An 18,416-nucleotide genomic window follows, 5' to 3' on the forward strand; every position below is an offset into this window, starting at 1 on the left:
GGTATCCCAAAGCGCAAGCAACTGTCGACAATTCCCCGGCTGGGGACCGCGAAATGACGCGGCTGGGGGAAGCGCCGCGACCCGGCTCGCCCCGGCAGCCGGCTTACTGCGGGTTTGGCAGGCGGCGGCCCGTTTGATCAAGTAGAATGTCTGCATGAGCGAGCACGCTTTCAGCGCGGCATGTGCGACAGGGCAGGACTGGCAGGCAGTGGTTGCAGCACTGCTGGCGGCTCCCGGCATGCAGCGCAACGGCGCAGGCCCGGGATTCATCTACGTGACCGATCCGCTGGCACCGGACCTCGCTGCCATCCTCGAGGCACTGCGCGCGGGCACGGGCGTGCGCGACTGGGTGGGGAGCGTCGGCAGCGCGATCTGCGCCACCGGCCGGGAGATCTACGACGTCCCGGCGGCCGCCGTCCTCGTCGCGGACTTCCCGCCGGACAGCTACCGCCTGATACCCGCAGGCATCCACGCCCTCACCGACATGCTGACGCGGCAACAGGCCTGGTTGCAACAGCGGCAGGTCCATTTTGGCGTGGTGCACGGTGATCCGCGCGACCGCCACATATCCCAGCTCGTCGACTCCCTGTCGGCCCAGCTCGACCCCGGCTTCCTGGTCGGTGGCCTGTCATCGGCAGCCAGCGACGACGCGCTGCTCCAGGTGGCCGGCGCTATCCAGCACGGCGGCCTGTCCGGCGTGCTGATGTCCACGGAGGTGGCTGTCGTCAGCGGGTTGACGCAGGGCTGCACCCCGCTGCCGCAGCGGCATGTCATCACGAAATGCCAGGGCAACGTACTCGCGGAACTCGATCACCGTCCCGCGCTCGACGTCTTCCGGGAAGACATCGGCGAGGTCATGGCACGCGACCTGTCCCGCGTCGCCGGCTACATCTTCGCCGGCATCCCGGTGCCGGGTTCGGACACCGGCGATTATCTGGTCCGCAACCTGATCGGCATCGATCCGCACGAGCGGCTGCTGGCCATCGGCGACAACCTCGAGGAAGACGCCGCGCTGCTGTTCTGTCGCCGCGACGGTGCCGCCGCGCGCCAGGATATGCAACGCATGCTGGACGATCTGAAGCGGCGCGCGCCGGGTGACATCCGCGGGGGGCTCTATTTCAGCTGCCTGGGACGCGGTCGGCACCAGTTCGGCGAGGATTCCGCGGAACTGCAGATGATCCGTGACACGCTGGGGGAATTTCCGCTGGCCGGCTTCTTCGCCAACGGGGAGATCTCGCACAACCGGCTGTATGGCTATACCGGTGTGCTGACCCTGTTTGTCTGAGCAGTACCGCTGGCCGGCTGGTGCCGGAACCCATCGCGTCGCTGTCCGCGGCCGCGGGGAATTATGAGATAGGATCTAGGTCTTCCAGTACTGCTCGGTCGTAATCTGGCCGGGTTCGCGCCGGCGGTTCTTCTTCATGCCACGCGCCTCCAGCACGCGCTGGGTATCGGCCACCATGTCCGGATTGCCGCAGATCATGACCTGGGAGGTCGTGGCAGCCAGTGCCAGGCCGGCACGCTGCTCGAGCGCGCCGCTCTCCAGCGCTGCCGTGATGCGTCCGCGCACGGCGAAGCCGGTGTCCTCGCGGCTGACGAAGGGAATGTAGCTGAGCTGCTGCGGGTGGGCCGCGCGCAGTGCCTCGATCTGGTCCCGGTAGGTCAGTTCCGGCAGATAACGCACCGCGTGCACCAATACGAGGTGGCGGAACTGATGCCAGGCCTGAGCGGTCGCCAGGATGGAAAGAAACGGTCCGATCGCGGTACCGGTGGACAGCATCCACAGCACGTCCGCGGCCGGCACTTCGTCGAGCACGAAGAAGCCGGCGCTGCGCGGCGAGATCAGGACCCGGTCGCCGGGCCCGAGTGCGACCAGTCGCGCGGTGAGCGGCCCGTCCGGGACACGCACGAAGCAGAATTCCAGCAGCGGCTCATCCGGCCCGTTCACGAACGAGTAGGGACGCGCGACCAACTCGCCTTCGAGTTCCAGCGCCAGCCGGGTGAACTGGCCGGCCCGGAATGGCGGGATGTCTGCCTGCAACCGGAGTGAGTACAGCGTGTCGGTCCAGCGCCGCAGGCTCACGACACGGCCTTCGACCCAGTCTGCCATTAGACAAGGTCCGTGCAGGCGCCGGAAGCGCCGCCGACTACCCCATGGAGATCATGCATTTTGCCGCTTCACCCGCTGTCGTCACATGCCTTATCATAGCGCAAATCACGACAGCCCCGCGGCAGGCAGTGGGGCTGCTGCAGCCCGATCCGGACACACGACTCCGACACATGCAACAGCCATCAACCTGGGAAATGCTGCTGCTCGGCGTACTGGTACTGCTGGTGCTGTGGTGGATGGGGCCCGGCATCAAGGCAACCCTGGAGCGCAGCCGCCAGGCCGAGAACCGCGACTGGGCCGGCTTCCTGCTGCCCATCGCACTGGTGGTGCTGTTCGTTCTGTTGCTGATCAAGCTGGTCTGAGCATGACACCTGCACTGTCGATCCGCGATCTGCGCAAGATCTACAAGGGTGGGCTGGTCGCCCTGAAGGGCGTCAGCCTGGATGTCGCGCAGGGCGATTTCTTCGCGCTGCTGGGCCCCAACGGTGCCGGCAAGACCACGCTGATCGGGATCGTGGCCTCGCTCGTGAACCGCAGCGCCGGGTCGGTCGCCATCTTCGGCCACGATATCGCACGGGAACCGGCCGCCGCGAAGGCCTGCCTCGGGCTGGTGCCGCAGGAATTCAATTTCAACATGTTCGAGCCGGTGGTCGAGGTGGTCGCGAACGCCGCCGGCTACTACGGCATTCCGCGCGGCGAGGCGTTCCGGCGCGCCGAGAAATACCTGAAGCATCTGGACCTGTGGGACAAGCGCCGGGTGATGGCGCGCAACATCTCCGGCGGCATGAAACGCCGGCTGATGATCGCGCGCGCCCTGGTGCACGAACCGCGGCTCCTGATCCTGGACGAACCGACCGCCGGCGTCGACATCGAGATCCGCCGCTCGATGTGGCGCTTCCTGCGCGAGATCAACCAGGCTGGCACCACCATCATCCTCACCACGCATTACTTGGAAGAGGCGGAAAGCCTGTGCCGAAATATCGCCATCATCGACGAGGGGGAGCTGATCAGCAATACCAGCACCAAGCAGCTGCTCAACACCCTGCACAAGGAAACCTTCATCCTGGATGTCGAGCAACCGCTGCAGCGGGCGCCGCTGCTGCGGCAGCACCGGGTGCAGCTGCTGGACGAACATACCCTGGAAGCCGAGATCTATCGCAATGAAACGATCAACACCCTGTTCGCCGAACTGACGGAGCAGGGCATCCGGGTACTGAGCATGCGCAACAAGACCAACCGGCTGGAGGAACTGTTCATGCGCCTGGTGGAAAACGGCGGCGGGGAACAGCCATGAACGCCCGCGGCAAACTGATCGCCTTCCAGACCATCCTCACCAAGGAGACGCTGCGTTTTGCGCGCATCTGGGTGCAGACCGTGCTGCCGCCGGTGGTGACGACGGCGCTGTATTTCATTATTTTCGGCAACCTGATCGGACCGCGCATCGGCACCATGGAAGGTTTCGATTACATGGAATTCATCATCCCGGGGCTGATCATGATGGCCGTGATCACGAATTCCTACGCCAACGTGGTCTCCTCGTTCTACGGCTCCAAGTTTCAGCGCCACATCGAGGAGATGCTGATCTCGCCGACGCCGACCTATGTCGTGGTGCTGGGCTTCGTCTGCGGCGGGGTCATGCGCGGCCTCACCGTCGGCTGCGCCGTGACCGTCGTCTCGCTGCTGTTCAACCCGCTCAACATCCACAGCCTGCCGGTCATGTTCAGCATGATCCTCTTGACCTCGGTCCTGTTCTCGCTGGCGGGGCTGATCAACGGCGTGTATGCCAACAGCTTCGATGACATTTCGATAGTGCCGACCTTCGTGCTGACTCCGCTGACCTACCTGGGCGGCATCTTCTACTCGATCAGCATGCTGCCGGAGTTCTGGCAGCAGGTCTCCCGCTTCAATCCCATCCTCTACCTGATCAATGCGTTCCGCTACGGTTTCCTCGGCATCTCCGATATCAGCCTGCTGACCTCGTACACGATCTGCTGCGGCTTCATTCTTGCACTGTATCTGTTCAGCCTGTATCTGCTGCGTACCGGGCGCGGCATCCGCACCTGAGTGCGGTGCCCTGCCGGGCGGGTGCGCTTGCCGCATGGCGACAGCGGCGGGCTGGATGACTGCGCTGCTAGAGCACCAACCGGCCATCCCGGACGGAGAGCGCCAGCTGTCCTGACAGCAGGCGCTGCAGGCGCGCCCCGACCAGCCGGTAGCGCCAGCCGTGCAGCAGGCTGCTGGCGGGATCGTCCAGCAGCAACGCCTCGAGATCGCGGCGGCCGGCCAGCACGCTCTGATGCAGCCGGTTCTCCTCCGCGGTGATGCGCACCACGGCCATCATCACGTCGATCAGTGCCTCCTGGGCCGGGGCGAGCCGGGCGCGGCGGTCGCTGTCAGCAAAGGGCTGCGGCGGACGCGCGGCGGCCTGACGGATCAACTCCAGCATTTCCGCACCGGACCGGCCGAGCAGGCCGTCGCCGAGCCCGCGGATGGCACCGAGCGACTCCAGCGTTGCCGGCCGCTGCCGTGCGATGTCGACCAGCGTGTCGTCGCGCAGCAGCCAGCCGCGCGGCCGGTCACGGCGGCGTGCCGTTTCCTCGCGCCACTGTGCCAGTGCCTGGAGCACCGCAAGCGCGGGACCCTTCAGACGGCTGGCGGCCTTGACCCTGAGCCAGGCCTGCTCGGGCGGACTGTCGTAGAGCGCGGCATCGGAAAGCTGGCGAAAATCCTCCGCCAGCCAATCGAGCCGGTCGAGCGAGCGCAGTTGCGAGACGATGCGGCGGTAGATATCGACCAGGTAGATCACGTCGTCGGCCGCATATTGCAGCTGCGCCGAGCTCAGCGGCCGTACTGTCCAGTCGGCGCGGGTATGCAGCTTGTCCAGCGCTACCCCGGTCATTTCCTGTACCAGGTTCGCATAGCCGATCTGGTCTGCATATCCGAGCAGGGGCGCGGCGACCTGGGTATCGAACACCGGGGCAGGGGCGCGTCCTGCCAGGTGATAGAAGATCTCCATGTCCTGGCGGCAGGAATGCATGACCTTGGTGATGCCGGGCGCTGCCAGCAGGTCGAGCAGGGGCGTGAGATCAGTCAGCGCCAGCGGATCGATCACGGCCACTTCCCGCGGCGTCGCGATCTGTACCAGGCACAGCTTCGGGTAGTAGGTCTTCTCGCGCAGGAACTCGGTGTCGATGGCGAACCAGTCGTCTTCCGCGAGCCGTGTGCAGAGCGCACCGAGACCCGCTGCCGTGTCGAGATACGCGACGGGCTGCGCCTCGCTCACCGGCGCAGTCCCGGGACGGGTGCACGGTGTGTCGCAGCGGCTGAACAATGCCGTGGATAATCTGTCACATGCATAAGCTGTCTGGTCCCCGTGTGCAGCCCGCTGCAGGAGCGCTGCATGATACAGACATCCCCCGGGCAATTCAGCTTCAGCCGCCCGCGACTGACGCGCTACAATCTGCCGGACAGTCTCTCCGCAGCCGCCGCGGGCAGCGCCGGCAGGCAGCTGAAGCCAGATCTGTAATGATCATGTATCCTTTTGTAATGAATAATTAATATGAAAGTTCTCCTGATCAATCCCTATGAACTCGGGCGGCAGCCGTTCGGCCTCGCGGAACCGGCCGCCTGGCTGGCACGGGAAGACTGCGACGTCAGTTGCTGCGACCTGTCGCTGCAGCGGCTCGACAACTGCCTGACAGCGGACACCGACATCGTCGCCATCTACGTCGCCATGCACACCGCCACCCGCATCGCGGTCGAGGCCCTGCCGAAGATCCGCCGGCTCGCGCCCGGCGCACATCTGTGCGTGTACGGCCTGTACGCCCCGATGAACGAGCCGCTGTTGCGCACACTCGGTGTGGATACCGTGATCGGCGGCGAATACGAGTCCGGACTGGTTCAGCTGGTGCGGAACCTGCGGGCCGGTCGGCCGGGCGCCACGGATATCCCGCGCATCAACCTCGGCAAGACGTCGTTCCTGCTGCCGGACCGCAGCCGGCTGCCGGCACTCTCGCGCTACGCCAGCCTGATCCTGCCCGACGGCACACACCGCACCGTCGGTTTCACCGAGACGACCCGTGGCTGCAAGTACCATTGCCGTCACTGCCCGATCGTACCGGTGTACGAGGGCCGTTTCTTCGTCGTCCCGGCCGCTGTCGTGCTGGCGGATATCCGCGCCCAGGTCGCCGCCGGCGCGCAGCACATTTCCTTCGGCGACCCGGACTTCTTCAATGGCCCGGGGCACGCATTGCGCATCGTGCGTGCCATGCGGGCGGAATTCCCGGCACTGACCTTCGACGCCACCATCAAGGTCGAGCACCTGGTGAAATACCCGGACGAGATCCGGGAACTCGGCAAGCTCGGCTGCCTGTTCATTCTCTCGGCAGTCGAAGCGCTGGATGACGCTATCCTGACCCGGCTCGACAAGGGTCATACCCGGGCGGATTTCCTCGCCGCGCTGGCGCTGATGCGCGCCGCCGGCATCGACCTGGCGCCAACCTTCGTGGCGTTCACCCCCTGGACCACGCTGGACGGCTATATCGATCTGCTGCGGCAGCTCGCCGCATTGCAGCTGGTCGAGGCGGTGGCACCGGTACAGCTCTCGATTCGGCTGCTGATCCCCGCCGGCTCGCGCGTGCTCGGGATCGCGGGGATGCAGGAGACCGTCGGCGCGTTCGATCCAGCGACGCTTGGCCACCCGTGGCGCAATCCCGATGCGCGCGTCGACGCCCTGCAGCAGGCGGTGGCGGACTGGATCACCCGCGCCGAAGCGGCCGACACGCCGCGCGGCGAGATCTTCCGCGGCATCTGGCGGCTGGCCTGGGAGATACGCGGACAAGCGGCGCCCGCACTTGACCTGGCCGCCGCCGGCAGCCCGGTTCCGCGGCTGTCCGAGAACTGGTATTGTTGCGCCGAGCCGACCTGCGAACAGCTCGTGTCATTCTGATTCGCCACGCACACGGACACGCCCGCCGGATGCCGCGCCTTGAACAGGATCCTCTTCGTCCCCGGCAAGAATCCCAAACCGCCGCCCGACCTGCATCGCCATCAGCTGTTGCGCTGCCTGCTGCATGGCGTCAGGCGCCTCGACCCCGCGGTCGCGGACGCCATTGCCGCGACCGACTGTTTCACCCTCGTCGCCTGGAACAGCCTGCTCTACGACACGCAACGCGACATCGCTGAGGACCGGCGCTGGGTCGATCACCTGCTGTTGCAGGATCCTGACGGGCCAACCGGCCTCCAGGATGGCCGCACGCTCGGCTACCGGCTCACCCGGGCCATGTACCAGATCGGCGACCGCCTGCCCTGGCTCATCCCGCTGCTGCCGGACCGGCGAGTCAAGTTATCGATCCGGGATACCGAAATCTATTTCCGTAACCATGGCAACATCGGCTGCCGGATCCGCGCCGTGCAGAAGCAGCCGCTGCGCGCGGCGGTGGCCAGGGGCGACCGCGTCCTGCTGATCGGGCACAGCATGGGATCGGTGATCGCCTACGACGCGCTGTGGGAACTCGATCACCTGGAAGGATTGCCGCCCTGTGTGGACTGTTTCCTCACCATCGGCAGCCCGCTCGGCATGCGCTACGTGCAGCGCCGCCTGATCGGGTTGGGGCAGGCGCAGCCGCGAATCTATCCCGGGAACATCCGGCGTTGGGTTAATATCGCGGCGCGCGGCGATCTGGTCGCGCTGGATCCGACCCTGGCCGACGATTTCAGCGAAATGGTGAGGGACGGGGCGGTGGCGAGCATCACGGACATGACCAGAGACGTGTACAACCATTATCGCGACGGGCATGGGCTGAACGTGCACAAATCCTACGGCTATCTGGTCAACCCACACCTGGCGCGTGTCGTTACGCAGTGGTGGAACGGCGCATGAAGCGCGTCCTGATCGCGCATCGCGGCGAACCCGACCACTGGCCGGAGAACTCGCTTGCGGGTTTCCGCGCCGCGCTGGCTGCCGGCGCGCATTACCTCGAAACCGACGTCCAGCTCACCGCCGACGCCGTCCCGATCCTCTGCCATGATGCCACCCTGTTGCGCGTGACCGGCCAGGACCTGGAAGTCGGTCGCACGGACTGGGCGCGGATTGCCGCGCTGCCGGCCGGCGAGGCGGGACGCTTCGGCAGCGCATTCGCGGACACACGGATCCCGCGTCTGGCGGATTTCGTGCACCTGCTGGCGGAATGGCCGCAGGCGCAGGCCTTCGTGGAACTCAAACGGGAAAGCCTGCAGCGGTTCGGCGCTGCGGTCGTGATCGAGCGCGTGCTGGCATGCCTGCAACCGGTGCTGGCGCAATGTATCCTGATCTCGTTCGATGCCGCCGTGCTGGCCGAGATCCGCCGGCACCATGACGTGCCGATCGGCTGGGTGTTGTCCGAATGGTCGTCCGCGAGTGCGGCGACCGCGGCGGCCCTGGCCCCGGATTACCTGTTCTGCAACCGCAAACGGCTGCCGGAGGCACCCGCGCCGCTCTGGACCGGTCCCTGGCAGTGGGTCGTATATACCGTCAACGACGCCGCGGAGATCGCGCCGTTGCTCGCCCGCGGCTTCCGGCTGGTGGAGACCAACCAGATCAGCCGCTTGCTGGCCGCTACCGACGCGGCGGACACGGGCAACCGCCATGTCTGATCATTTCGACCTCGTCGTGGTTGGCGGCGGCATCCATGGGGCGGGTGTGGCGCAGGCGGCGGCCTGTGCCGGTTATACCGTGCTGGTGCTGGAACAGACCGCCCTGGCGGCAGGGACGTCCAGCCGTTCCAGCAAACTGATCCATGGTGGCTTGCGCTACCTCGAAAGCCATGCCTGGGGGCTGGTCCGGGAAAGCCTGCACGAACGCAGCGTGCTGCTCAGGATCGCCCCGGAGCTCGTGCGCCTGCAACCGTTCCACATACCGGTCTACCCGGACACCATGCGCCGCCCGCTGACGCTGCGCGCGGGCCTGAGCCTGTACGCCATGCTCGGCGGCTGGCGCCGGTCCAGCCTGTACCGGACCTTGCCACGCCGCCTGTGGGAGACGCTGGACGGTCTCGATACGCGCGGACTGCAGGCAGTGTTCCGGTATTTCGATGCCCAGACCGACGATGTCGCGCTGACCCGGGCCGTGATGCAATCAGCAGTCCGCCTCGGTGCCACCCTGGCGTGTCCCGCCGAATTCAGTGCGGCCCGCATCGATACCCATGGCTGCAGCATCAGCTACCTGCAGCGCGGCATCGACAAGCACTGCACGGCAACCGTGCTCGTCAACGCCGGCGGCCCCTGGGCCGACCGCATCGACGCGCGGATCGAGCCACAGCCGTCTCGGATCCCGATCGAGTTGGTGCAGGGGGCACACCTGGTCGTTCCGGGCCGGCTCGAGCATGGCTGCTACTACATGGAGGCACCGCGGGACCGGCGCGCGATCTTCCTCCTCCCCTGGGGCGAGCATGCCCTGCTGGGTACCACCGAGCACCGCTACGGCGGCGATCCCGCCGCGGTCTGCGCCCGCGCGGACGAGGAAAGTTACCTGCTCGAGGTGCTCGCGCATTATTTTCCGCGGCGTCCGGCCACGGTCATGGCCCGCTTCGCGGGACTGCGCGTGTTGCCGGCTGCGGACGGTACGGCGTTCGGCCGTTCACGCGAGACCATGCTGCGCATGGATGATTCCCGGCGACCGCGCCTGGTATCGATCTACGGCGGCAAGCTGACCGGCTACCGTGCGACGGCGACAAAGGTCCTGCGCGCGCTGCAGCGCACCCTCCCGCCCCGCACGGCCAGGGGGGACACCGCGGTGCTCAAGCTGGTTCCGGTGAGTTGAGGTGGACGGTCTGACGCTTGCCATCGACCAGGGGACGCACGCGACACGGGCACTGGTCTTCGACGCGCAGGGCAGGGCGATCGCGCAGGCCCGCCAGGCCGTCGCCCTGCAGACCCACAGCCACGAAGCGGTCGAACAGGACGCAGCAGAGATACGCGCCTCGTTACACACGGTGCTGGCACAGGTACTGGCCGATCCTGCGCTGGCGGGGCGTGCGATCACCGCTGCCGGACTGGCGACACAGCGTTCCAGTGTCGTGGCCTGGGACCGCGTCACGGGACAGGCCCTGGCACCGGTGCTCAGCTGGCAGGATCGCCGCAGCACCGCGTTGATCGCGGCACTGGCTACGCACGAAACGGAGATCGCACAGCGCACCGGGCTGCGTCTGTCCCCGCATTACGGCGCCGGCAAGATGCGCTGGCTGCTCGACCATATCCCTGCGGTGGCGGCTGCGGCGCAGGAGGGACGCCTGCTGCTGGGACCATTGGCGAGCTTCCTGCTCTTCCACCTGCTGGAGGGCCGACCCACCGCCGTCGACCACGCCAATGCCGCCCGCACCCTGCTGTGGAACCTGCGCTCACGTGACTGGGACCCGACCTTGCTGGCGCTGTTCGGAATTTCGCGGGCGGCACTGCCGCAGTGCCGGCCGATCCGTGCCGACCACGGCCGCCTGGTCTCCGGCAGGATCCCGCTGCGTGCGGTGAACGGTGACCAGACTGCAGCACTCTATGCACTCGGCAGTCCGCGCACGGACACCATCCTGGTCAATATCGGTACCGGTGCCTTCGCGCTGATGCCGATCGACGAGCCGGCGCGGCGCCCTGCGGGACTGCTCGCCGGCATCGCCAGCAGCACTGCCGCAGAGGCGCGGTACTATCTCGAAGGCACGGTCAACGGTGCGGGTGCTGCGCTAAGCTGGGCAGCGCAGCGGTTCGCGCTCGACGGGCTAGAGCAGCTTTTACCGGCCTGGCTGGACGAGATCCGCATACCGTCGCTGTTCATCAACACCGTCGGCGGACTGGGCGCCCCCTGGTGGCGTTCCGGAACAGAACCCCGGTTCGAACGGGCGGGGATCGCCGCACCCGAGGCCATGGTGGCGGTGCTCGAGAGTATTGTCTTCCTGCTCCAGGCCAACATCACACTACTGTGCAAGGCGCATCCCGTTATCGACAAGATCCGCGTCAGCGGTGGCCTGGCCAACCTCGATGCATTGTGCCAGAAACTGGCCGATCTCTCGGGGCTGACGGTACAGCGCCCGCCGCAAGTGGAGGCCACCGCACGCGGCATTGCCTGGCAGGCGGCCGGCGTCAGCGTCGACTGGCCGGCAGCAGGCACCAGCAGCAGCTTCCTGCCCGGGGACGATCCCGCGCTGCGCGCGCGTTACGCACGCTTCATCGACATCCTCGAGTCCCGGACGTAACAGAACATGGCTGCCGTTGCGCGTCCGGCGCAGCGCCGCGGTTGCGGCCGCGTTGGACGGGCGCCGCCAGGGCAGCTCACTCCGCGCCCTAACCGGGCGCGGCAAACAGCCAGAGGAACCCGCTGTTGTAAAACACGTGCAGGATGACCGGTGCGGTCAGCGCCCGCGTGCGATCCTTGAAATAACCGAACACCAGGGATGGCAACAGCACCAGTGCCGCCCACAGTGGCGGGTGGTTGAGGAAGTGCAGCAGGGTGAACACCGCGCTGGTGAGCAGATTGGCATGGGTCAACGGCCCGAGCGCGCCCGCGCCGAGGCGCTCGCGCAGGAGTTCCTGAAGCAGTCCGCGGAAGGCGATCTCTTCGAGCACCGGGTAGACCAGCGCCGGCATCAGGAACAATGCAGGCTGGCGCAGTGGCCAGCCCCAGGCCGGCTGCGGGGCGAGCAGCGGGAACAGAGCCAGCCAGCAAAGCGGTCCCGCCAGCAGCGCCAGATAGAACAGACCGTCCCGTGCCAGTGCAGCCGGTGCGTTCAAGCGCTTCAGTTGCTTTTCAGTTGCTGGATCAGCTCCGGCTCGAGATCGAAGCCGACCGGCCAGTTCGGGTTGATCGAGATGCCGACACCGCTCCCGATCCGGTCCAGCACCCAGCTGAATTCCGCCAGCAACCCCCCCTCATAGCCGGGAAAGTCGCTAACGAAGTCCTTGGCCCGCTCGGGACTGGTGAACAGGATCAGGACCTCGATGCCGTCCTCACTCTTGAGCGTCAGCGGAACCGCCTTGCTGCTGGCCGTGAATCCGCCGATACCGAGCTGGTCACGCACCGGCATGAATACCTGGGTATCCATGAGATAATGCATGAAATCCGCGTCACTGAGCTGGCCCTCCTGGGCCGCCAGCAGCTTCTCTTCCAGCTCGTTACGCGCGTCGAATGAATCGTGCATTACGACATCCTGAAAAAAACTGGCCCCGCGGGGCGGGGCCAGTCGGGTTGGGGGGAGGTGCGATTACTCGTCGCCGCCCAGCGCTCCTAGCAACTGCAGCAGACTCAGGAACAGGTTGTAGATGGACACGAACAGTGTCACCGTGGCCAGTATGTAGTTGGTCTCGCCGCCGTGGATGATCTCGCTGGTCTGGTACAGGATCATACCCGACATCAGCAGCACGAACATGGCGGAGACGGCCAGCGACAGGCCGGGCATGTGGAGGAACACGCTGGCGATGCCCGCCAGGAACGCCACCAGGATGCCGACCATCAGGAAACCGCCGATGAAGCTGAAATCCTTGCGGGTGGTCAGTACGTAACCGGACAGGCCCAGGAAGATGATGCCGGTACCGCCCATGGCGGTCATAACGACCTGATCACCGTTTGGAATCGACAGGTACATGCTGATGATCGGGCCGAGCGTCAGTCCCATGAAGCCGGTCAGCGCAAACACGAACAGCAGGCCGAGGCCGCTGTTGCTGAAACGCGTGGTCAGGAAGAGCAGGCCGAAGTATCCCACCATGGTGACGAGCATGCCCAGCGGAGGCATCTTGAAGGCGACGGCCGCGCCGGCGCATAAGGCGCTGAAGAGCAGGGTCATCGACAGCAGGGCATAGGTATTGCGCAGCACCTTGTTGGTGGCCAGCACTGACTGTTCAGAACGGATTACGGTCTTTTCAATCATGCTCATGTTGTAGCTAACTCCTTGGCTGTTAAACTTCGCTGCCGGATATGACAAGCAAATACCCGAGCGGTTCACTAAGAATATACAGCCACGCGCCAAACAGCAACTTGCTAAACACGTCATTTCCATGGCAATTCGCTGGCCACGGCGCGGACGCTTCCGGTATTCTTCCGTGTCACGCCGCTGCCGGGCGAGCGGCCCGCCCGTCGGGAATCCGCCGGTGGAGCGACGCAGCGGCCGCCGGCAGCAAGCGGCAGGACGCTGGCCCAAACCAGGAGAGGTGGCTGAGTGGTCGAAAGCGGCGGTCTTGAAAACCGTTGACCGGCGACGGTCCGTGGGTTCGAATCCCACCCTCTCCGCCATATCGAGCGCACGACGGCCCCGGCGGGATCAGTCGTAGAGCGCAGCACGCAGGGCAGACCCGCACCCGAGCCAGGTTCGATCCGGTCTACGCCGCGCGCAGGCGCGGCCTTGATCCGGTGCCGGCGGTACAAACAACCTCAGGTTTGGCGTGCCAGTGTAATCGAGCCGTGCAGGGTGTGCCGATGCGCCATCCGCGACTACGGCTCGTTCCGGCGATCAGCATATTGGCAACAGGAGCACAGCAGGCCGGCAGCGGCATGGGATCATGTGTGGTATAGCAGGCATCAGCAACCTGGGCGAGGGTCCTCACATCGATCAGGCGCTGCTCGAAGCGATGGTAGGCATGCTGCGTCATCGCGGGCCGGACGGCACGGGCTACTATCGCGATGCCGTGACGGGTCTGGGTCATGCACGCCTCAGTATCATCGACCTGGACGGCGGGCAACAGCCGATCCACAACGAGGATAAAACCGTCTGGGTCGCATTCAACGGCGAAATCTTCAACTACATCGAACTGCGCGAAGCGCTGATCACGCGCGGCCACCGGTTCTACACCCGAACGGATACCGAGGTCCTCGTGCATCTGTACGAGGAGTACGGAACGGATTTCGTGACCCGGCTCAACGGGCAGTTTGCGATCGCGCTGTGGGACTGCGCCAGGAAGCGCCTGATACTGGTACGGGACCGCCCCGGGATCCTGCCCCTGTTCTATGCGCAGGACGGTGACCGGCTGCTGTTCGCCTCCGAGGTAAAGGCCTTGCTGTCCGGCCTGGGACGGCGTCCCGAGTTGAACGTTGATGCGCTCGATCAGCTACTGACATTCTGGGCGCCCGTAGCTCCGGACACCATGTTTACGGGCGTCAGGTCCCTTGGTCCCGGCGAAATGCTGGTCGTGCATGCCGGCCGCGTGACGCGGCTCCGCTACTGGGACTGGCAGTTCCCGGAGGACAACGCCTATCACCAGGGAAACATCGAGACACAGGCCGAGGAACTGCACGCGTTGCTCACCGATGCAACACGTATTCGCCTGCGCTCCGACGTGCCGGTGGGCGCCTATCTGTCGGGCGGCCTGGATTCCTCGGTACTGGCTGCGTTGATTCAGCATGTCAGCACTGCGCCGTTGCGCACCTTCTCCATCCGCTTCGACGATCCGGGGCTGGACGAGGGCCGCTATCAACGGCTGATGATCGAGCATCTGCAGGTGGATCACCGCATGGTGCAATGCGGTCAGGACGCGATCGCAGCGCGCTTTCTCGACGCAATCTGGCACATCGAGAGCCCCGTAGTGCGCATGGCACCGGTGCCGATGGGCATACTTTCCGGGTTGGTGCGCAGCGAACACTACAAGGTGGTGCTTACGGGTGAGGGCGCCGACGAGGTCCTGGGCGGTTACGACATTTTCAAGGAATCCAAGATCCGCCAGTTCTGGGCGCGCGATCCGGCCTCGCACTGCCGCCCCCTGCTGCTGAAAAGGCTCTATCCCTACCTCGACATGAGCCAGGCGAGTTCGCTGAACTACCTGCAGAGTTTTTTCGGCGCAGGGCTCGATCAGCCTGATTCCCCGTTTTTTTCGCATATCCCGCGCTGGAACACCACGGCCAGGTGCAAGGAGTTCTTCTCTGCACAGACCCGCGAGCGACTGGCAGACGATGCCGTCGGGCGCATTACCAGAACCTTGCCCTCCGCGCTGGACGCGTGGCATCCGTTCAACCGCGCCCAGTACCTGGAGGCCAGGTCGCTGCTGGCAGGATACCTGCTGTCGGCTCAGGGTGACCGCATGCTGATGCAGCATTCGGTGGAGGGGCGCTACCCCTTCCTCGATCACCGGGTCATCGAATACTGCAATCGCCTGGACCCGAGACTCAAGATGCGGGTCCTGAACGAGAAATTCCTGCTCAAGCGGGCCATGCGGCGTTACCTGCCGGACGCCATCCTCGAACGCTACAAGCAACCCTACCGTGCGCCGGACATCCCGAGTTTCTGCTCGGCACAGGCACCCGCCTACGTCGATGCCCTGCTCGACGATGCCATGATCCGCCGCACCGGCTATTTTGACAGCCGCAAGGTACAGCTGCTGCGCGCCAAGATCCGGCGGGGGAGGGCAATCGGCTACAAGGACAACATGGCCTTCAGCAGCATTCTCTCGACACAGGCCTGGCATCACCTGTTCGTGGACCAGTTCGAGCAGCGGATCAAGCTCCCAGGCCACCGTGCCGATATCGTCTAATCAATCAGTTAGGTGTTTTCACATGTTGCCAGAACGCCAGGTGCGCGAGTACATCCTCGAAAACTATCTGTTTACCGACGATGAATCCGCGTTAACGAATTCCGATTCCTTCCTGGAATTGGGCATACTCGATTCCACCGGCATCCTCGAGGTCATTCTGTTCCTGGAAGAGGAATTCGGCATCAAGGTGGCACCCGAGGAAATGATTCCTGAGAACCTCGATTCGGTCGAACGGATCGTCAACTTCATAGGGCAAAAGCAGCGCAGCGTCAGCTGATTGCGACATGACCGACACGCTCGCAAGCCTACTTCACGCCTCGGTACAGCGCACACCCGACAATGCCGCCCTGGTGCACAGGGACACACGCCTGAGCTACGGAGCGCTGTGGGAGCAGGCCAGCATCATGGCCGGCTTGCTCCGTGCATCCGGCCTGCGGCCCGGGGCGCACGTTGCCCTGTTGCTGGATAATTCGCCGGTCTATGCAATCGCCTACTACGGAGTGATGCTGGCCGGCGGCGTGGTGGTCGCCCTGAACACGGCAAGCCGGGCACGTGATCTCGCCAACTGGATCCGGCACAGCGAATCGCAATGGCTGATCGCCAGCCATCGGCATCCCGAGCTCCGGTCACTGGTCGTTCAGCTGGGGACCTCGATACGTTGGATCGATACCGGACCAGCGGACGCCTGCAACACGCCGGAGCCTTATGCGCGCTGGACGGCCATCGTCACCGACGGCGGCCTGCGCGGCGAGTTGCCCGGGCAGCCGGCTGCGGCGGAGCTGGCCGCGATCATCTATACCTCCGGCACGACCGGTCAGCCCAAGGGCGTCATGCTCAGCCACCGGAACCTGTGTGCAAACACCCGTTCCATCCTGTCCTACCTTGACCTCACGTCCGGCGACAGTGTCATGAACGTCCTGCCATTCCATTATTCCTACGGCAACTCGGTGCTGCACACCCACCTCGCCGTCGGCGCGAGCGTGGTGCTGGAGAACAGCCTGCTCTATCCGCACGAGGTCGTTGCCACCATGGCGGCCGCGCGGGTCACGGGATTCGCGGGCGTGCCATCGACCTTCAGCCTGCTGCTGCAGCGGGTGCGGCTGGCGGATTACGATCTGTCCAACCTGCGTTATGCTACCCAGGCGGGTGGCCCAATGACAGCGGCTGCGATCCGGCAATGGCGCAGCGCATTGCCACATACGCGCTTCTTCGTCATGTACGGCCAGACCGAGGCCAGTGCGCGGCTGACATACCTGCCACCCGCCATGCTGGACAGCAAGATGGGATCGGTGGGCGTCGCCATACCCGGTGTGAGCATCCGCGTCGTGGACCGCCAGGGCAATCCCGTGCCACCTGGAAGCGTCGGGGAAATCCAGGCGCGCGGCGAAAATATCATGCTGGGCTACTGGAAGGACGGGACGTCGACTGCGGCCTGTATTGCCGACGGCTGGTTGCGCACGGGTGATCTGGCCAGTTGCGATGAAGACGGCTATCTCTACCTGGCCGGGCGGACTTCGGACATGATCAAGTGCGGGGCGAACCGTATCAGCCCGGCTGAGATCGAGGAGATCCTACTGGAACTCGAGGGTGTCGAGGAGGTGGCTGCCGTGGGCATACCCGACGCGATACTGGGACAGAGCATCAAGGCGGTGGTAGTCCTGGCATCCGGTTACGAACCCGACGCAAGGCGTATCAAGCGGCACTGTCGTGAGCATCTGGCGGGCTACAAGGTGCCGAAGATCATCGAATTCGCGCGCGCGATTCCAAAAACAGCAACTGGCAAGGTGCAGCGCTTCAGGCTGCAGGACGCACCGGAGTAGAACATGACGCAACAGACTGGCAGCGGCTTCGCCGCGGACGTATTGAATCTGGATTGCGCGGCGGAAGCCGGGCGTATCGCAGCACGCCTGAAACAGATCCTGCGCGAGGACCTGCACCGGCGCGGCCTGGTGGTCGCCATTTCCGGTGGCATCGACAGTTCGGTCAGCGCTGCATTGTGTGTGCATGCGTTGGGCAGTCGCAAGGTCTTCGGCCTGCTGTTGCCAGAGCGCGACTCGTCGCCGCACAGCCTGCAACGCGGCAGGCTCCTCGCGGAGCACCTCGGCATCTCCTATCTGGTACACGATATCGCACCCACGCTGGAAGCGATCGGCTGCTATCACTGGCGCGACGAGGCCATTCGGGCCGTGGCGCCGGCATACGGTGACGGCTGGAAAAACAAGATCGTCATCCGCGGCGGGGCCCATGGCCAGGTGAATCACTTCGCGCTCGTGGTCCGCGCCCCGGACGGGCTGACACAGGAATATCAACTGCCGCTGCGGGAGTATCTCCAGATCGTCGCGGCCACCAACTACAAGCAGCGGATCCGCAAGACCATCGAATACTTCCATGCCGACCGGCTGAACTATGCGGTTATCGGGACCCCCAACAGGCTCGAATACGACCAGGGTTTCTTCGTGAAGAACGGGGATGGAGCGGCCGACGTCAAGCCCATAGCCCATCTCTACAAGACCCAGGTATATGCCATGTCACGCCACCTCGGATTACCCGAGGAGATCTGCTCGGCAACGCCGACCACGGACACCTACAGCCTGGAACAGGGTCAGGATGAATTCTATTTCGCGCTGCCCTACGACAAGATGGATATCGCGCTCTGGGCTCACAACCACGGCATACCGGCAGGCGAGCTGGCTCCGGCGCTGGACCTGGCGCCAACAGCTGCGGAGTTCATCTACCGGGACATCGAGGCGAAACGCCGCGCTACCCGCTACCTGCATGCCGCTCCGGTCCTGGTGGCGACCGTTCCGGAACTGCACCAATAGTGGCTGTC

At 65.1% G+C, this 18,416-nt stretch carries 19 protein-coding genes and 1 tRNA gene; 15 read left to right on the forward strand and 5 right to left on the reverse strand.

What is annotated here, in order from left to right; genetic code table 11:
* The first annotated feature begins 154 nt into the window (after positions 1 to 154).
* A complete protein-coding gene (locus tag R3F42_01340) occupies positions 155 to 1,285 on the forward strand; it encodes an FIST C-terminal domain-containing protein (protein ID MEZ5540668.1) in 1,131 nt (376 codons plus the stop codon).
* Between the two features lie 75 nt (positions 1,286 to 1,360).
* Here R3F42_01340 and R3F42_01345 read toward each other — a convergent pair whose 3' ends face one another.
* Positions 1,361 to 2,110 (reverse strand): ferredoxin--NADP reductase, encoded by a 750-nt coding sequence (locus tag R3F42_01345; protein MEZ5540669.1) that lies wholly within the window; start codon positions 2,108 to 2,110, stop codon positions 1,361 to 1,363.
* A gap of 170 nt (positions 2,111 to 2,280) precedes the next feature.
* Between R3F42_01345 and R3F42_01350 the strand changes: the two genes are divergently transcribed.
* Genes R3F42_01350 through R3F42_01360 form a run of 3 tightly spaced genes read left to right on the forward strand, consistent with a single transcriptional unit; the run spans position 2,281 to position 4,174 of the window.
* On the forward strand, positions 2,281 to 2,472 hold the full coding sequence (locus tag R3F42_01350; protein ID MEZ5540670.1) for a hypothetical protein: 192 nt from the start codon (positions 2,281 to 2,283) through the stop codon (positions 2,470 to 2,472).
* A gap of 2 nt (positions 2,473 to 2,474) precedes the next feature.
* The gene (locus R3F42_01355; protein ID MEZ5540671.1) at positions 2,475 to 3,404 is read left to right on the forward strand and encodes an ABC transporter ATP-binding protein; all 930 of its coding nucleotides are present in this window, start codon (positions 2,475 to 2,477) and stop codon (positions 3,402 to 3,404) included.
* Complete coding sequence (locus R3F42_01360) at positions 3,401 to 4,174, forward strand: ABC transporter permease (protein MEZ5540672.1); 774 nt, start codon at positions 3,401 to 3,403, stop codon at positions 4,172 to 4,174. Before R3F42_01355 ends, R3F42_01360 begins: the two co-directional genes overlap by 4 nt.
* Positions 4,175 to 4,241: 67 nt before the next feature.
* Here R3F42_01360 and rnd read toward each other — a convergent pair whose 3' ends face one another.
* Positions 4,242 to 5,393, reverse strand: a complete 1,152-nt coding sequence (rnd, locus tag R3F42_01365; GenBank protein MEZ5540673.1) for a ribonuclease D — start codon at positions 5,391 to 5,393, stop codon at positions 4,242 to 4,244.
* A gap of 117 nt (positions 5,394 to 5,510) precedes the next feature.
* Between rnd and R3F42_01370 the strand changes: the two genes are divergently transcribed.
* Genes R3F42_01370 through R3F42_01395 form a run of 6 tightly spaced genes read left to right on the forward strand, consistent with a single transcriptional unit; the run spans position 5,511 to position 11,328 of the window.
* On the forward strand, positions 5,511 to 5,636 hold the full coding sequence (locus R3F42_01370; GenBank protein ID MEZ5540674.1) for a hypothetical protein: 126 nt from the start codon (positions 5,511 to 5,513) through the stop codon (positions 5,634 to 5,636).
* 33 nt (positions 5,637 to 5,669) lie between these two features.
* On the forward strand, positions 5,670 to 7,058 hold the full coding sequence (locus R3F42_01375) for a CUAEP/CCAEP-tail radical SAM protein (protein MEZ5540675.1): 1,389 nt from the start codon (positions 5,670 to 5,672) through the stop codon (positions 7,056 to 7,058).
* A gap of 39 nt (positions 7,059 to 7,097) precedes the next feature.
* The gene (locus tag R3F42_01380; GenBank protein MEZ5540676.1) at positions 7,098 to 7,991 is read left to right on the forward strand and encodes a hypothetical protein; all 894 of its coding nucleotides are present in this window, start codon (positions 7,098 to 7,100) and stop codon (positions 7,989 to 7,991) included.
* Positions 7,988 to 8,743, forward strand: a complete 756-nt coding sequence (locus R3F42_01385; protein MEZ5540677.1) for a glycerophosphodiester phosphodiesterase family protein — start codon at positions 7,988 to 7,990, stop codon at positions 8,741 to 8,743. Before R3F42_01380 ends, R3F42_01385 begins: the two co-directional genes overlap by 4 nt.
* The gene (locus R3F42_01390) at positions 8,736 to 9,908 is read left to right on the forward strand and encodes an FAD-dependent oxidoreductase (GenBank protein ID MEZ5540678.1); all 1,173 of its coding nucleotides are present in this window, start codon (positions 8,736 to 8,738) and stop codon (positions 9,906 to 9,908) included. Before R3F42_01385 ends, R3F42_01390 begins: the two co-directional genes overlap by 8 nt.
* Position 9,909: 1 nt before the next feature.
* Positions 9,910 to 11,328: an FGGY family carbohydrate kinase gene (locus tag R3F42_01395; GenBank protein MEZ5540679.1), complete on the forward strand. Its 1,419-nt coding sequence runs from the start codon at positions 9,910 to 9,912 to the stop codon at positions 11,326 to 11,328.
* A gap of 88 nt (positions 11,329 to 11,416) precedes the next feature.
* On the opposite strand, the gene mrtJ is transcribed toward R3F42_01395, so the two are convergent.
* From mrtJ to R3F42_01410, 3 genes are all read right to left on the reverse strand, one after another.
* The gene (gene mrtJ, locus R3F42_01400; GenBank protein ID MEZ5540680.1) at positions 11,417 to 11,863 is read right to left on the reverse strand and encodes a JDVT-CTERM system glutamic-type intramembrane protease; all 447 of its coding nucleotides are present in this window, start codon (positions 11,861 to 11,863) and stop codon (positions 11,417 to 11,419) included.
* Between the two features lie 5 nt (positions 11,864 to 11,868).
* Complete coding sequence (locus R3F42_01405; protein ID MEZ5540681.1) at positions 11,869 to 12,270, reverse strand: SseB family protein; 402 nt, start codon at positions 12,268 to 12,270, stop codon at positions 11,869 to 11,871.
* Positions 12,271 to 12,333: 63 nt separating this feature from the next.
* Complete coding sequence (locus R3F42_01410) at positions 12,334 to 13,002, reverse strand: Bax inhibitor-1/YccA family protein (GenBank protein ID MEZ5540682.1); 669 nt, start codon at positions 13,000 to 13,002, stop codon at positions 12,334 to 12,336.
* A gap of 268 nt (positions 13,003 to 13,270) precedes the next feature.
* On the opposite strand from R3F42_01410, the gene R3F42_01415 reads away from it, so the two are divergent.
* The 5 genes from R3F42_01415 to nadE all read left to right on the forward strand — a co-directional run bounded on the left by R3F42_01415 (position 13,271) and on the right by nadE (position 18,408).
* Positions 13,271 to 13,358, forward strand: a tRNA-Ser gene (locus tag R3F42_01415).
* Positions 13,359 to 13,624: 266 nt separating this feature from the next.
* Complete coding sequence (asnB, locus tag R3F42_01420; GenBank protein ID MEZ5540683.1) at positions 13,625 to 15,586, forward strand: asparagine synthase (glutamine-hydrolyzing); 1,962 nt, start codon at positions 13,625 to 13,627, stop codon at positions 15,584 to 15,586.
* A 22-nt stretch (positions 15,587 to 15,608) separates the two neighbouring features.
* The gene (locus R3F42_01425) at positions 15,609 to 15,863 is read left to right on the forward strand and encodes an acyl carrier protein (protein ID MEZ5540684.1); all 255 of its coding nucleotides are present in this window, start codon (positions 15,609 to 15,611) and stop codon (positions 15,861 to 15,863) included.
* Positions 15,864 to 15,870: 7 nt separating this feature from the next.
* Positions 15,871 to 17,406 carry a class I adenylate-forming enzyme family protein gene (locus R3F42_01430; GenBank protein ID MEZ5540685.1) on the forward strand — a complete coding sequence of 512 codons (1,536 nt, stop codon included), beginning with the start codon at positions 15,871 to 15,873 and terminating at the stop codon, positions 17,404 to 17,406.
* A gap of 3 nt (positions 17,407 to 17,409) precedes the next feature.
* Complete coding sequence (gene nadE / locus R3F42_01435) at positions 17,410 to 18,408, forward strand: NAD(+) synthase (GenBank protein ID MEZ5540686.1); 999 nt, start codon at positions 17,410 to 17,412, stop codon at positions 18,406 to 18,408.
* Positions 18,409 to 18,416: the final 8 nt, after the last annotated feature.

Source organism: Pseudomonadota bacterium, from assembly GCA_041395565.1.
Lineage (GTDB): Bacteria > Pseudomonadota > Gammaproteobacteria > UBA9214 > UBA9214 > UBA9214.